This is a genomic window from Bacillus sp. FSL K6-1033 (assembly GCF_038630765.1).
GTDB lineage: Bacteria > Bacillota > Bacilli > Bacillales > Bacillaceae > Bacillus > Bacillus altitudinis.
In genome coordinates, this window is the sequence record NZ_CP152041.1 from 1302700 (window position 1) to 1317264 (window position 14565).

The following is a 14565-nucleotide window of genomic DNA, read 5'->3' on the forward strand; positions in this document are numbered from 1 at the left end:
GATGTGGCATTTTTTATTTTTTATGGCTGGGACACCTCATACACATGTAAAGGTGTCTTTTCTTTTGAGAAAAATAGGGGTTTTCATGAACCTTTCAGATGCAGCTTTGTGCGGAGGTACGGGTCTGCAAAAGGAGGAAAAGGAAAAATGAAAAATGAAAAAGCGGTCGTTGTCTTTAGCGGGGGACAAGACAGTACGACATGTTTACTATGGGCACTTCAACAATTTAAAGAGGTTGAAACGGTAACCTTTCATTATAATCAGCGTCATCAAGAAGAAATTGATGTTGCCAAAAGAATTGCTGACAAGCTAGGTGTGAAAAATCATCTATTAGATATGTCTCTTTTAAATCAGCTTGCACCCAATGCCTTAACAAGAGATGACATTGATATTGAAGAAAAGGAAGGAGAACTGCCTTCCACATTTGTTCCGGGGAGAAACTTAGTTTTCTTATCCTTTGCATCCATTCTTGCGTATCAAATTGGAGCACGTCATATTATCACGGGTGTGTGCGAGACAGACTTTAGCGGCTACCCAGATTGCCGAGATGAGTTTGTGAAATCTTGTAACGTCACGGTGAATTTGGCAATGGAAAAACCATTTGTCATCCATACGCCGCTCATGTGGCTGAATAAAGCTGAAACGTGGAAACTGGCTGATGAACTGAATGCGCTAGATTTTGTGAAAAATGAAACACTCACTTGCTATAATGGCATCATTTCTGATGGCTGCGGGGAATGTCCTGCATGTAAGCTTCGGAAAAATGGCTATGACACTTATATGGACATGAAGGAGGCGAACTAAATGCTTTCTCAAATCTATCCACAGACGAATCATCCATTTTCGTTTGAATTGAATAAAGATATGCATGTATCGGCAGCCCATTTTATCCCGAGAGAAGATGCTGGCGCTTGTAGCCGTGTACATGGTCATACGTATACGATTAACATTACGATTGCAGGAGATCATCTAGATGATTCAGGTTTCCTTGTGAATTTTAGCACGCTAAAAAAACTCATTCATGGACAGTACGACCATACACTGCTCAATGACCATGAAGAATTCTCATCAAATGATCCATACGCGATGCCAACCACTGAGGTTGTCGCAAAGACTGTGTATGATAAAGTGGCCGCATATTTAACGACTTTAGCGAACAAACCAGTATGTGTTCAAGTTTTTGTCAGAGAGACACCAACAAGCTACTGCATTTACCGTCCGAAACGAGTTGAGCTCAATGACTAAAGCGATTCCTGTCTTAGAAATCTTTGGTCCGACCATTCAAGGAGAAGGAATGGTTATTGGTCAAAAAACCATGTTTGTCAGAACGGCTGGCTGTGACTACTCTTGCAGCTGGTGTGATTCAGCTTTTACATGGGATGGATCAGCTAAGCATGATATTCAGTGGCTTCAGGCAGAGGACATTGTAAAAGAGCTGAAGAGAATAGGTGGAAAGGCATTTTCTCATGTCACCATTTCAGGTGGGAATCCTGCGCTCTTGAAACAAATGGAATCACTTATTGATTTATTGCATGAAGAAGGAATTGATACGGCGCTTGAAACGCAGGGAACGATGTATCAAGATTGGTTTTTGAAGATAGATGATTTAACCATTTCTCCAAAACCACCAAGTTCAAATATGAAAACAGATTTTACGAAACTTACGCGTATCATAGATGAATTGAAAAAGGGAAACAGGTTGCAACATGCAAGCCTGAAGGTCGTGATCTTTGATGATCTTGATCTAGCCTATGCAAAGGATGTCCATGCGAAATACCCAGAACTCCCCTTTTATTTGCAGGTGGGAAATGATGATACAACAACAGCTGATGATGCGTACTTATTAACGCACTTATTAAAGAAATACGAAATGCTTGTAGATCAAGTAGCGCAAGATCCTGATTTGAATCGTGTGAGAGTCTTACCACAACTGCACACGCTATTGTGGGGAAATAAACGAGGCGTATAGAAAGGAAGAGACAAAATGACGACAAGAAAACCAGAAGAATTAGAAGGTGTCACTTTACTAGGAAATCAGGGGACCAATTACTTGTTTGACTATGCACCACAAGTGCTTGAAACGTTCCCGAATAAACATACGAATAGAGATTATTTTGTGAAATTCAACTGCCCAGAATTCACATCCCTTTGCCCGCAAACAGGGCAGCCAGATTTTGCGACCGTGTATATCAGCTACATCCCAAATGAAATCATGGTCGAAAGTAAATCATTAAAATTATATTTGTTCAGCTTCCGTAATCACGGTGACTTCCATGAGGATTGTATGAATATTATCATGAACGACCTCATTGAATTAATGGACCCAAGATATATCGAAGTATGGGGCAAATTTACACCAAGAGGCGGTATTTCAATTGATCCGTATACGAACTACGGAAAACCTGGGACAAAGTATGAAGAGATGGCATCGTATCGTATGATGAATCACGATATGTATCCAGAAACGATTGATAATCGCTAATAAATAAGAAAAGACATGTGGATGACATGTCTTTTTTTATGGAATAGATTATGATGGCACATAAAAAAAGAGAAGAGTCATGTCACTCTTCTCATACCAATAGGAATAGAACTTGCTAGGACGGCTGGGGGCTACCAGCTCGTATGTATAGTATACACGACAGAACGTATGTTTGTAAAGGTGTATCATGCTTTTATTCTTCATATATTTACTTTAAGATAAAATTGAAACGAGCGAATGAAAATGGAGGCGTTTGTGTTGGCAAACAAAGAAGACAAAACAGAGAAGCTGCTAATGGAATTAAGGGAAGAGCTTCAGATGCTTGAACATCAAAACAAAGAACGATATAAATGGAGTGCCTCCACATTACTTGGAGTGATCGCCCTTTTAATTGATAAAGGCGTGATAACACCTGAAGAAGTTGATATGTACAAAACAAAAGCGGAAATGCAAACCTTTCACGCGCAAAAAGACTGACGCCACTTTATATGGTTGTCAGCCTTTTTCATATGTGATGGTCAAAAGAGAACAGAGCTGTGACACGAGTCAGCTTTGCTGTGTATATCTTTATGTAACGGTAGTCTGAATTGAGGATTGCAAATTAATGTACGGAGTCTTTGATGATTTTATAGTTTTTATGATTAACGACTGTTAGTGAATCCAGTTCTAAATCTCTATAGTTGTCCATAATGGTGACATCCACAATAACAGAGTTTTCATTCACTTTTTCAACTACACCTGTTAAACCATTTCTAAATTCGATCACATTCCCAATTTTTGCAATCTTCAACCGATCCCTCTCCTTTAAAAACAGATTTCATTCCCTATTAAAAAGTATTTTGCAATATTTTCATACCAATGTAAAGGATAAAGACGTTTTTCTTTCGTTTTCGTTGTACGCTTTGAAAACGAATGGTATATTTAATATTTGATCAAGGCTGAAAAGGAGCGGTTTTTTTGACTGAAGAACACATCAACACAATACTAGAATCATTACGGAATGGTACTGAAAAACAAGTGACCATTCAAAAGGATGATTTTTTAACATTTCGTTCTGTATTGGTCAATCAAGATGATTTTAAACATTTTCGCGGAATCGCCAAGCATGGTGGAGATGTTATTTTTGAATATCTTAAAGAAGCAAGAAGCTAAAGCTTTTTCTCATTCATGAGAAAAAGCTTTTTATTTTGGTTCTTTTGTCACACTTCAAACCAGCTTGATACATATGAAAAGAAAATGTAATAACCCATAATCAGGAGCATAAGGATGATTATAGGCTAAAAAGAGACTATATTAAACGCTTACATTACCAGTTCATGCGTATTTCAACTAGGACATGCCATTTAATGACGGAATTTGGACAGGCATGAAAATCTTTGTGCGTGAAAATAGAAGAAGCTCTTGTTAGAGTGGACAAGTATCTTACGGCCTACATTAATTAAGGGAGGAATGAGGCGAATGATCAAAATTCATACAGCTCTTTTTGCCATCCTTATGCTCATCTCAGCGATCAAGATGGACAATATACAAGAGCAAGAGGGCACATTAAGTCAGAAACTTGAACAAGCACCTGAAAAGCATCAGCTTTCATATATAGATCAAGATAATAAGCTTACCGTGATTCCAGCGTTTTCAGAGGAGAAACATCAGCCGAAAGTGAAAATGCTAAGCACATCAACAGAGGAAAAGGCATCAAAACCGAGGCCGAAGCCGAAGAAAAAGGAAACGGCAAAGCCAGCAAGCTCAAGAAATGAATCACACTATTCTAATGAAGAAATGGACTTGCTTTCTCGGTTGGTACATGCCGAAGCAAAAGGTGAATCTTACGCAGGGAAAAAAGCTGTAGCAAGCGTCGTCTTAAACCGCGTGGAACACCGTTCTTTTCCTGACAGTGTCAGAGGCGTGATTTATCAGCGAAATGCCTTCCAGCCCGTATCAAATGGAAGTATCAATGATAAGGCAGACCAGGATTCCGTAAAAGCTGTGAAGCAGGTTGTCAAAGAAGATGACAGAACAACAAAGGCGATTTATTTTTATAATCCAAAAACGGCGACAGATAACTGGATTCGTTCTCGTAAAATTGTAGAACGCATTGGCCGTCACGTGTTTGCAGTGTAAAGAAAAGCAGCGATCAATCAGTCGCTGTTTTTTTGTCTTCAATTATTAAAATATTTTCAGGACTTGTCTCATAGAATGTGAAAAGAATTTGCTTTTAGACAAGGGGAGGCTACATGAATCGATTTGTAAAAGGGGTCATTCTGCTATCTGTCGCAGCTTTCATTGCTGAGTGTATCGAGTTTTTAGTCAATATGATTTTAGCGAGAGAGCTTGGAGAACATGGAATGGGTTTATATATGAGCATCCTTCCCATCATCATGCTTGTTCTTGTGATCGCCAGCTTAGAGCTGCCAGTCTCCATTTCTAAATTCATTGCAGAATCGCATGAGCGGCTTCATAAAAGTATGCTTCGCCATGCATTTAAAATGACGCTTGTGGTGACATGCACAACAACGACAATAGCAGCCATTGTACTGCCTTTCATTCCTGTATTTCAATCGTATCATCCGCTGATGAAGGGCTTGGTTCTGTCACTTATTCCAATCATCGCATTTACGTCCATTGCACGCGGCTATTTTATGGGCAAGCAGCAAATGGGCAGAATTGCTCTAGCCAATATGCTGAAAAAAACGATCCAGCTTATCTGTTTATTTTTGTTTTTTCATTGGTATTCGTTTGATATTGAAACAGCGGTGCTTATCGCGATTGGTGTGATTGTTGCAAGTGATCTCGTCGTCTTTATCTATTTATATTCCCAATACGTCATGGCAAAAAATGCTGTGAATGTCAGATCGGTTGAGTTAAGAGGGATTGACGTCAGAAAACGTTTGTTAGCAGTCTCCATCCCGACAACAGGTATGCGTATCTTTCATGCCATTGCCAATGCGATTGAACCGTTTTTAATCAAAGGAGCCCTCGTTGCAGCGGGCATTTCTGGTACGCTTGCTGTTGATCATTACGGAATGCTTGCTGGTGTAGCGATGTCGATCGGTTTTTTTCCGGCGTTTATCGCTCATTCCATTATGATTGTGATGATTCCGAATGTATCAGAAGCCTATGCCTTGGGGCAGTATGATCTCGTGAAAAAACGTGTCAGACAAGCGATTCTCATTACGTTTGGCTATGGGGTGCCAGCCGTGATGATCATGTATTATTTCGCTTATCCGCTCACGCAGCTCTTTTTTGACTCACCTCAAGCAGCCGTCTACTTGCAGCTGCTATGGCCTTATTTCTTATGCCACCTGTTCGTCATGCCGTTTCAAGCGTGCTTAATTGGTATGGGTCTCATTAAAGATGTGTTCCTACATAATATATGGGTGCACGTGGTGTCGTTCTCTATGGTGTATTTCCTAGGATCCATCGAATCCTTAAATATGATGGGCGTTATCTTAGGAATGAACACGGGGATGCTGCTATTAACGGCTTTGCATTATGCGACGATTTGCAAGGAACTCGGCGTCTCCATGTTTCTTACATTGAAAAAAGCTTGAATGTCATGTGCAGCTAGCGGGCAAGCTATAGGAAAATCAGGAAGGAAGATGCTGATGAATTTTAAATATCTACCCGCCAGTCTTCTCATGATGACCCTTCTTTTATTTCTGATGAACATAGAGGCTGAAGCAAAAGAGCCTGTAATGGCGCCGAGGATAGAAGCTCCTACATTAACAGGTGAAACGCAGGTGATCCCGGTGAAAGGGAAGCGGACCATTCTGCATTTTTGGACAACGTGGTGCCCGTCCTGCAAAATGGAGCTGCCAGCCTTTGAACAGATCGTGAAAGAAAATCAAAGTGATGTAGACATACTAACTGTGAATTTACTTGGTGCTGAGCAAAGCAAGCATGCAGTTGCCCAATTTGTGAAAGACAGAAAGTTCACATTTCCGATCGTTCTCGATGAGCACGGCGAAATGATGAAGAAATACCAAATTATTACGATCCCGACGACTTTTTTCATCAATGAAAAGGGTGAAGTGGTCAAAAACCATGTAGGTCCGCTGACGAAAAAACAAATCAAAGAGTGGACAAATTCGTAGAACACAAGCTTTCTGTAAAGAACCAATGGGCGATCCGTTGGTTCTTTTTTGTGTTCAATTACCTTTCAGATGAATAAAATGTGCTCAGAAAGAGGAAGAAATGTCGGACACTAATAATGATAATTATTATCAAAAAGAAATTATAATAATTATTAATTGAAAATTGATCAGAACCTGTTATAATGAGTTACAGACCTATAAAAAGCTTGAAATAGCAGAAAATATAGATGATAAACGGAACGGGCAACGATTGATAATGTGAAAATCATTATCAATTAGAGAGGAGAAAGTAATCATGAATGAGAATACAGCACTTTATCAAACGACAGATCAAAAGGGATCCAACTCGCTCTTTCAAAAATGGGCACAGCACGGGGAATTAATCGCAGCAGGCATTTCGGGGATTCTCATCTTGATTGGATGGTTTCTAAAGGATGAAACGATGTGGAGTATTCCTCTTTTCATTCTTGCTTTTGTTATTGGTGGTTTTGCAAAGGCAAAGGAAGGAATTGAAGAAACCATTTCATCCAAGACATTAAATGTAGAACTTTTAATGATATTTGCTGCGATAGGCTCAGCGATCATTGGCTACTGGGCAGAGGGCGCCATTTTAATTTTTATTTTTTCGCTCAGCGGTGCGCTAGAAACGTATACGTCAAATAAAAGTAAAAAAGACTTAACGGCCTTAATGAGTATCGCTCCAGATGAAGCCACTTTAATTGAAGAAGATGGCACCACCATCCAAATCGCTGCTTCTTCACTTACGCCAGGCGACCGTATTTTAATCAAAGCGGGCGAACGAATTGCAGCAGATGGTGTGATCATGAGCGGAAGAACAAGTGTAGACGAATCTGCCTTAACGGGTGAATCGGTGCCTCAGGAAAAAGGGCAAGGGGAAGATGTGTTTGCAGGAACAGTGAATTTAAATGGTTCATTAACAGTAGAAGTAACAAAACATAATGAAGAAACACTTTTTCATAAAATCATTAAGCTGGTGGAATCTGCACAAGAAAGTGTATCGCCAAGCCAAGCATTTATTGAAAAATTTGAAGGTGCCTATGTAAAAGGTGTGCTCATCACTGTGGCGATTTTAATGTTCCTGCCTCATTTTGTACTTGGCTGGAGCATGAGTGAAACGTTTTACCGTGCGATGGTGTTTATGGTAGTTGCCTCGCCTTGTGCACTTGTTGCCTCAATTATGCCAGCAGCTCTTTCACTCATCTCAAACGGTGCAAGAAACGGTATGCTTGTAAAAGGAAGTGTCTTTTTAGAAAAACTGGGCACAAGTACGATGATTGCATTTGATAAAACGGGTACGATTACAAGTGGAAAACCAGCTGTTGAAAAAGTGGTCTTGGCAAAAGGGCAAGATGAATCGACCTTTTATCATGCACTCTATCAAATTGAAAGTCAGTCAAACCATCCATTAGCTAAAGCCATTTCTGATATGGCAAAAGAGCATCATACAGAGCGGGCAGCCCACGTAACCATTGAAGAAACATCAGGTTTTGGTGTGGAAGCACAATTAAATGAGGACACATGGCGGATTGGGAAGAAAGATTTTGCCGGAAAAGCTGCAATGGACCGTGACATTGAAGAGAATGGTGATGTTCTTTCATCCAAAGGATATACAGTTGTCTATGTTCAAAAAAATCAAGAAGTCGTCGGCTGTCTCGGTTTGAAGGATCAAATCAGACCTGAAGCCAAAAAAATGATTCAGGAGCTGAATGATTTAGGCATCCAAACCGTCATGCTCACAGGGGATCAGCAAAAAACAGCTGAAGCGATTGCAGAGGAAGCAGGCATCCAAACCGTTGTCGCTGAATGTCTTCCAGATGAAAAGGTACATGAAGTCAATCAACTGAAAAAACAAGGTGATTCGATCATTATGGTCGGAGATGGAATCAATGATGCACCGGCACTCGCCACAGCAGATGTTGGCGTCGCAATGGGCGGAGGCACAGATGTTGCTTTAGAAACAGCAGACCTCATTTTAATGAAAAATAACTTAAACAATCTGACAAAGATGATCCGTCTTTCAAGAAAGATGAACCGAATCATTAAACAAAACATCATCTTTTCATTAACAGTTATTTGTTTGTTAATCTGTGCGAATTTCTTACAAGTTCTTGATTTACCTTTTGGTGTCATTGGGCATGAAGGCAGTACGATTTTGGTTATTTTAAACGGACTTCGTTTGCTTCGTGCTTCTTAAGCAAATCACAAAAGCGCACTGGCTTTAGGTCAGTGCGCTTTTGTGCGAAATACAGTGAAAACTGATACAATAGATCAGTAGTCAAACGTGTGAGGAGGATCACGATGAATCGAATGAAAAACTTGTCTTCTTGGCTTAAGAAAAAAGACATTCAAGGTGCATTTATACATACAAAGGAGAATGTATTCTATCTATCTGGATACTTCACAGAGCCGCATGAAAGAGTGATGGGGCTGTTTGTTTTTGAGGAAGCAGATCCATTTTTCATTTTGCCTAAGATGGAAGTTGAGCAAGCAAAAAATGCGGGATGGGCTGGAGATCTCATTGGATATGAAGACCATGAAAACCCCTTTGATTTCATACAAAAGGCACTAGAAAAACGAGGAGTAAAAGCGACTCGCCTAGCGATTGAAAAAGAATCCATTCCTTTGCAAAGAGCAGAGCAGCTCCAAGCTGTCACTGGGGCAGAAACATTTGTCCGGGCAGAAGGTGTGCTCAATCAGCTAAGACTAATTAAAGACGAAGCTGAAATTGAAACATTGAAAAAAGCTGCTCAATTGGCAGACGAAGGCGTCAAAATTGGGGTTCATGCCCTAAAAGAAGGGGTGACGGAAACCGAAGTTCTTGCTGTCATCGAATATGAACTGAAGAAAAAAGGCATTCAGGGCATGTCCTTTTCAACCATGGTACTATTCGGAGAAAAATCAGGAGAACCTCATGGAAATCCGGGGCAGGCAGCCTTGAAAAAAGGTGATTTTGTTTTATTTGACCTCGGCGTGATTGTGGATGGCTATTGTTCAGATATTACAAGAACCTTCATCTATCAAGAAGCGTCTGAACAACAAAAAGATATTTACAACACCGTCTTGAAAGCCGAATTGGCAGCACTTGATATGAGCCAGCCGGGTGTGAGAATTGGTGACCTTGACTTAAAAGCAAGAGGGCTGATCGCAGAAGCAGGATATGGCGAATACTTCCCGCATCGTCTAGGGCATGGACTCGGGGTTTCTGTTCATGAGTTCCCTTCTATGAGTCAAGCAAATGATGACCTTCTAAAAGAAGGGATGGTCTATACGATCGAGCCGGGTATTTATGTACCAGGAGTCGGCGGGGTTAGAATTGAAGACGATGTTCTCATTACAAAAGATGGCCCAGTCACCTTAACCAATTATCCAAAAGAGTTGACGATCATCAAGTAATGAAAAAAATCACGATGAACGTCCAAGTATTGGGAGCGTCATCGTGATTTTTTTGTCACTCTTTGCGATCCTTATCAACAAAAAAATCATCAATTGATTGAAACGGCTTGATTTTATGTTCTTTTCCTAAAGGATGTAGTGCGAATCGAGCAGAAAACAAAATAGTCAAACATAATATGATCCATATGATAATACCCATCTTGAATTCCCCTTTCCACCCAGTGATTTGTTCAGCTCACATACATCTTAAAGTATGAAACGCTTACCATATCAAGAGAAAGTAGGAGAAAAAATGCCTAACATAAGGGATATTGCGAAAAGAGCGGGTGTATCGGTTACCACCGTATCACGAGTGATGAATGATCATCCTTATGTCAAAGAAGAAAAGCGAGAGCGCGTACTTAGTGCGATGAAAGAGCTCAAATATACACGGAATATTCAGGCAGTTCATTTAGCAAAGGGCTATTCCAATATGCTTGGAATTGTACTTCCGACAATTGATCACTCCTATTTCAGCGGAATTGTCACAGGGATTGCAGAGAAAGCACAGGAGTGCGGAATGCATTTTGCCTTGTTTCAAACAGGATATGACCCATTCAAGGAAAAAGAAGCATTAATGAGCTTAAAAGAGCAGCGTGTGGATGGTTTAATCTTTTGCTCAAATGCGTTAAGTGATCGAGAAATTTTAAAGTGGCAGGAATCTGGTCCTATTATCTTTTGTCATCCTACTCCGCATGATACATGTTCATCGGTATCGATTGCGCATGATCAGGCTTTTAAGGAAGGGCTTGAACACTTAGCGGCATGCGGTCATGAGCGAATCGCAATCGTTCTTGCTAGAACAGAAGGGGAGAATAGCCAAGTTCGCATTCAGACTTATCAAGAAATGATGCGGTCGCTTGGGCAGGACATTGATGATGAATGGGTCATTGAAGGAAAACTAACCATTTTTGATGGCAAGCAATTATTTACAGAATGGAAAGAGATGAAAAATCGTCCGACAGCCTTACTGATTACAAACGATGATGTCTCAGCAGGTTTTTTACTAGAGGCACAGCGTCACCAAATAAACGTTGGAGAATCACCAGCCATACTTGGCTTTCAAAACGATCAATTGAGTGAAGCATTGGGGATTTCTAGTATAGATATTCCCCTCAAACAAATGGGGCAGGAAGCATTTGACTTGTTCAACCAAGTATTACAAGGTGAGGCACCAGAAAAAAGGGTGCTGTCATATCGACTCGTTGAGCGCACAACGACTATTTTGAAAAACAATCGTTGACGCACGTTTCATCTGTTTTGTACGATAAGAAGGATTGAATAAGAAGGAGGTGGGGATGTTCATGGAATCCTTCACCGTTGATAAAGCGTTAAATAATAATGTCATCATCGCAAAACACCCTTCTTTAGGCGAAGTGGTCCTGATTGATAAAGGGATCGGCTTTGGGAAAAAATCGGGTGACGTTCTCGATCAAGCGGCATTTGAGAAAATGTTTGTGTTAAAGAATACAAAAGAGCAAACAGAATACAAACAATTGCTGCACCACATTAATGAGGACATGATTGAGCTTGCCAATGACGTCATTTATCATATACGAGAAAAAATGGGGCATCGTTTAAATGAGCATATTCATATTGCACTGACAGATCATATTGCCTTTAGTTTTAAACGAGTTAAGCAAGGCTATGATATCACCAATCCTTTTATGCTTGAAACGAAATCCTTATACCCGAAAGAATACGAGGTCGCAAAGGAAGTCGTGGAACTGATAAATGCGCGGCCAGATGTTGAAACAAAGCTGCCCGAAGGAGAGATTGGGTTTATTGCGCTCCACATTCACTCTGCTTTAACGAACCGGCCTTTATCCGAGGTCAACCGTCATTCGCAGCTCATGACACAAATGGTCCAAGTCATAGAAGATGCATTTCATATGAAAGTAGATAGAGAAAGTATTCATTATTTACGCTTACTGCGCCATATTACGTTTTCGATTGAGCGTATTAAACGGGAAGAATCATTAGAGGAGCCAGAAAAGTTGCTTCATCTATTGAAAAATGAATATCCTTTATGCTACAATACTGCTTGGAAAATGATCAAAATTTTGCAACATGCATTGAAAAAGCCTGTACAAGATGCCGAAGCTGTCTATTTGACACTTCACCTGTACAGATTGACGAATAAAATTTCATAGTTTCCTTGAAACGTGTAACTGATTCGATCAGGCATGAGTGACTTAAGGTAAATACAGGATAAGATCCTGTTATTTGCGCAACCTTATATCACCATGCCTTTTTTGTGTTCTGAAAGTGAAATGTAAACGGTTAATTATGAAATGTACGTCAGTGTGTAATTGAAATGCATGTTGTAAGCGAAAACAAAAGGAGGTTCAACCAGTGTTTAAATCACTTTTTGGTGTGTTGCAAAAAATTGGACGAGCACTTATGCTTCCAGTTGCGATCCTTCCTGCTGCTGGTATTTTACTAGCACTCGGAAATGCGATGCAAAATCCGCAGCTGATTGATGTCGCTCAATTTTTAAGCAATGATACAATTCAGCTTGTTGCTAGTGTTATGGAGAATGCGGGGAATATTGTCTTCTCGAATCTTCCACTCCTATTTGCTGTAGGGGTTGCCATCGGTCTTGCCAATGGAGACGGTGTGGCAGGGATTGCCGCGATCATCGGTTACCTTGTCATGAACGTAACGATGAGTGCCGTATTAATGGCCAACGGTTCCATTCCATCCGATTCAATCAAATTGGCTAAGTTCTTTAAGGAAAGTCATCCAGCGTATGTGAATATGCTCGGCATACCGACCTTGTCTACCGGCGTGTTTGGCGGGATTATTGTCGGGGTATTAGCCGCTTATATGTTTAATAAATTTTACAAAATTGAGCTCCCGCAATATCTTGGCTTCTTTGCTGGTAAGCGTTTTGTTCCAATCGTTACGTCGATTTCAGCACTTATTTTAGGGCTTTTGATGCTCGTCATTTGGCCGCCAATCCAAGGTGCATTGAACTCATTTTCAACTGGACTGCTTGCAGCGAATGAGCCGCTAGCTGCCTTTGTATTCGGTGTCATTGAACGCTCATTAATTCCGTTTGGTCTGCACCACATATTCTACGCACCATTCTGGTATGAATTTTTTAGCTATAAGAGCTTATCAGGAGATATTATCCGTGGTGACCAGCGTATTTTCATGGCGCAAATCAAAGATGGTGTTCAGCTGACAGCTGGGACATTCATGACAGGGAAATATCCGTTCATGATGTTTGGACTTCCAGCAGCAGCACTTGCGATTTACCATGAAGCAAAACCTAAGAATAAAAAACTTGTAGCAGGAATTATGGGGTCAGCGGCCCTTACTTCTTTCCTAACAGGGATCACTGAACCGCTTGAATTCTCATTCTTGTTTGTTGCACCGATATTATTTGCGATTCACTGTGTATTCGCTGGATTATCCTTTATGATAATGGATATTCTAAACGTGAAAATCGGGATGACCTTCTCAGGAGGGTTAATCGACTTCTTCCTATTTGGTATCCTGCCAAATAGAACCGCTTGGTGGCTTGTTATTCCAGTCGGTCTCGTACTGGCTGTCATTTACTACTTCGGATTCAGATTTGCGATTCGCAAGTTTAATCTGAAAACGCCAGGACGAGAAGATGAAGCAGCTGACGGTGCAAGCAGCGCTCAATCTGGAAAAGGCGATGACTTACCTTATGAAATTCTTGAAGCAATGGGTGACCAAGAAAACATTAAACACCTAGATGCTTGTATTACGCGTTTACGTGTCACTGTAAATGATCAGAAAAAAGTGGATAAAGACCGCTTGAAAAAGCTTGGCGCTTCAGGTGTCCTTGAAGTAGGGAATAACATCCAGGCCATCTTTGGACCACGCTCTGATAATTTAAAAACACAAATGCAAGACATTATTGCAGGGCGCACATCTCGACCAGCGAAAGACCCTTCTGCAAAAGAAGAAGTCAGTCAGCAGGTTGAAGAAGTCATTGCAAAACCGCTTCAAAACGAACAAGGGGAAGAAACGTTTGCTTCACCAATTACAGGGGAGCTGCATCCAATTACAGATGTGCCAGATCAAGTATTCTCAGGGAAAATGATGGGTGACGGTTTTGCTATCTTGCCAAAAGAGGGAACAGTGGTTTCACCAGTAAGAGGAAAAATCTTAAATGTGTTCCCAACAAAACACGCCATCGGCCTCCAGTCTGATGGTGGACTTGAAATCTTGATTCACTTCGGGATTGATACAGTCAGCCTCAAAGGAGAAGGATTTGAAGCATTTGTACAAGAGGGAGACCAAGTAGAAATCGGTCAAAAACTTTTAGAGGTTGATATTGATAAAATTAAGTCAGAAGTACCATCTTTAATGACACCAATTGTATTTACAAACTTAAGTGAAGGACAATTTATTGACCTTCAAGAATCCGGTGAAATCAAAGCTGGCCAAGAAAACATCATGAAAATTTCAAAATAATTTTCATAACTGCCGTTCTTGTTAGATGACAAGCTCGGCAGTATGATATAATATTGTGGATGTATGAAATGTATAAAAAGGAGA

Annotated in this window: 15 protein-coding genes; 14 read left to right on the plus strand and 1 reads right to left on the minus strand. The window is 40.5% G+C overall.

The window, feature by feature from the left end; translation table 11 throughout:
- Window positions 1-147 precede the first annotated feature (147 nt).
- From queC to MHH31_RS06615, 5 genes are all read left to right on the plus strand, one after another.
- Window positions 148-804 (plus strand): 7-cyano-7-deazaguanine synthase QueC, encoded by a 657-nt coding sequence (gene queC / locus MHH31_RS06595; protein ID WP_008348090.1) that lies wholly within the window; start codon window positions 148-150, stop codon window positions 802-804.
- Window positions 805-1245 (plus strand): 6-carboxytetrahydropterin synthase QueD, encoded by a 441-nt coding sequence (gene queD / locus MHH31_RS06600; RefSeq protein ID WP_024719651.1) that lies wholly within the window; start codon window positions 805-807, stop codon window positions 1243-1245.
- Window positions 1238-1969: a 7-carboxy-7-deazaguanine synthase QueE gene (gene queE, locus MHH31_RS06605; protein ID WP_047946004.1), complete on the plus strand. Its 732-nt coding sequence runs from the start codon at window positions 1238-1240 to the stop codon at window positions 1967-1969. The genes queD and queE overlap by 8 nt, the downstream gene beginning before the upstream one ends.
- Window positions 1970-1984: 15 nt before the next feature.
- Window positions 1985-2482, plus strand: a complete 498-nt coding sequence (gene queF / locus MHH31_RS06610) for a preQ(1) synthase (protein WP_003211403.1) — start codon at window positions 1985-1987, stop codon at window positions 2480-2482.
- A 258-nt stretch (window positions 2483-2740) separates the two neighbouring features.
- Window positions 2741-2959, plus strand: a complete 219-nt coding sequence (locus MHH31_RS06615; RefSeq protein WP_017367128.1) for a hypothetical protein — start codon at window positions 2741-2743, stop codon at window positions 2957-2959.
- Between the two features lie 124 nt (window positions 2960-3083).
- Here the strand turns inward: MHH31_RS06615 and MHH31_RS06620 are convergent, their stop codons facing one another.
- Window positions 3084-3272: a DUF2187 family protein gene (locus MHH31_RS06620; protein WP_003211747.1), complete on the minus strand. Its 189-nt coding sequence runs from the start codon at window positions 3270-3272 to the stop codon at window positions 3084-3086.
- A gap of 167 nt (window positions 3273-3439) precedes the next feature.
- On the opposite strand from MHH31_RS06620, the gene MHH31_RS06625 reads away from it, so the two are divergent.
- The 9 genes from MHH31_RS06625 to ptsG all read left to right on the plus strand — a co-directional run bounded on the left by MHH31_RS06625 (window position 3440) and on the right by ptsG (window position 14481).
- Window positions 3440-3634: a hypothetical protein gene (locus MHH31_RS06625; protein ID WP_008348081.1), complete on the plus strand. Its 195-nt coding sequence runs from the start codon at window positions 3440-3442 to the stop codon at window positions 3632-3634.
- A gap of 306 nt (window positions 3635-3940) precedes the next feature.
- Window positions 3941-4600, plus strand: a complete 660-nt coding sequence (locus MHH31_RS06630) for a cell wall hydrolase (RefSeq protein WP_342495395.1) — start codon at window positions 3941-3943, stop codon at window positions 4598-4600.
- A gap of 113 nt (window positions 4601-4713) precedes the next feature.
- On the plus strand, window positions 4714-6030 hold the full coding sequence (locus MHH31_RS06635) for a polysaccharide biosynthesis protein (protein WP_073414311.1): 1317 nt from the start codon (window positions 4714-4716) through the stop codon (window positions 6028-6030).
- Window positions 6031-6084: 54 nt separating this feature from the next.
- Window positions 6085-6573, plus strand: a complete 489-nt coding sequence (gene stoA / locus MHH31_RS06640; RefSeq protein ID WP_340959710.1) for an endospore biogenesis thiol-disulfide oxidoreductase StoA — start codon at window positions 6085-6087, stop codon at window positions 6571-6573.
- A gap of 295 nt (window positions 6574-6868) precedes the next feature.
- On the plus strand, window positions 6869-8788 hold the full coding sequence (locus tag MHH31_RS06645; protein WP_047946008.1) for a heavy metal translocating P-type ATPase: 1920 nt from the start codon (window positions 6869-6871) through the stop codon (window positions 8786-8788).
- Between the two features lie 104 nt (window positions 8789-8892).
- Entirely contained in the window at window positions 8893-9987 is a 1095-nt protein-coding gene (locus MHH31_RS06650) for a Xaa-Pro peptidase family protein (protein WP_342495396.1), read from the plus strand.
- A 292-nt stretch (window positions 9988-10279) separates the two neighbouring features.
- A complete protein-coding gene (locus MHH31_RS06655) occupies window positions 10280-11269 on the plus strand; it encodes a LacI family DNA-binding transcriptional regulator (protein ID WP_039169127.1) in 990 nt (329 codons plus the stop codon).
- A gap of 55 nt (window positions 11270-11324) precedes the next feature.
- Window positions 11325-12179, plus strand: coding sequence for a transcription antiterminator (locus tag MHH31_RS06660; RefSeq protein ID WP_017359435.1), 855 nt, complete (start codon window positions 11325-11327; stop codon window positions 12177-12179).
- Between the two features lie 202 nt (window positions 12180-12381).
- A complete protein-coding gene (ptsG, locus tag MHH31_RS06665; protein ID WP_342495397.1) occupies window positions 12382-14481 on the plus strand; it encodes a glucose-specific PTS transporter subunit IIBC in 2100 nt (699 codons plus the stop codon).
- The last annotated feature ends 84 nt before the right edge of the window (window positions 14482-14565 follow it).

Coding starts and splice junctions, on each gene's coding strand:
- queE (WP_047946004.1), top strand. CDS start 1,238: ATGACTAAAGCGATTCCTGTCTTAGAAATCTTTGGTCCGACCATTCAA.
- MHH31_RS06650 (WP_342495396.1), top strand. CDS start 8,893: ATGAATCGAATGAAAAACTTGTCTTCTTGGCTTAAGAAAAAAGACATT.
- queF (WP_003211403.1), top strand. CDS start 1,985: ATGACGACAAGAAAACCAGAAGAATTAGAAGGTGTCACTTTACTAGGA.
- MHH31_RS06630 (WP_342495395.1), top strand. CDS start 3,941: ATGATCAAAATTCATACAGCTCTTTTTGCCATCCTTATGCTCATCTCA.
- queD (WP_024719651.1), top strand. CDS start 805: ATGCTTTCTCAAATCTATCCACAGACGAATCATCCATTTTCGTTTGAA.
- MHH31_RS06645 (WP_047946008.1), top strand. CDS start 6,869: ATGAATGAGAATACAGCACTTTATCAAACGACAGATCAAAAGGGATCC.
- queC (WP_008348090.1), top strand. CDS start 148: ATGAAAAATGAAAAAGCGGTCGTTGTCTTTAGCGGGGGACAAGACAGT.
- MHH31_RS06635 (WP_073414311.1), top strand. CDS start 4,714: ATGAATCGATTTGTAAAAGGGGTCATTCTGCTATCTGTCGCAGCTTTC.
- MHH31_RS06660 (WP_017359435.1), top strand. CDS start 11,325: ATGTTCATGGAATCCTTCACCGTTGATAAAGCGTTAAATAATAATGTC.
- MHH31_RS06655 (WP_039169127.1), top strand. CDS start 10,280: ATGCCTAACATAAGGGATATTGCGAAAAGAGCGGGTGTATCGGTTACC.
- stoA (WP_340959710.1), top strand. CDS start 6,085: ATGAATTTTAAATATCTACCCGCCAGTCTTCTCATGATGACCCTTCTT.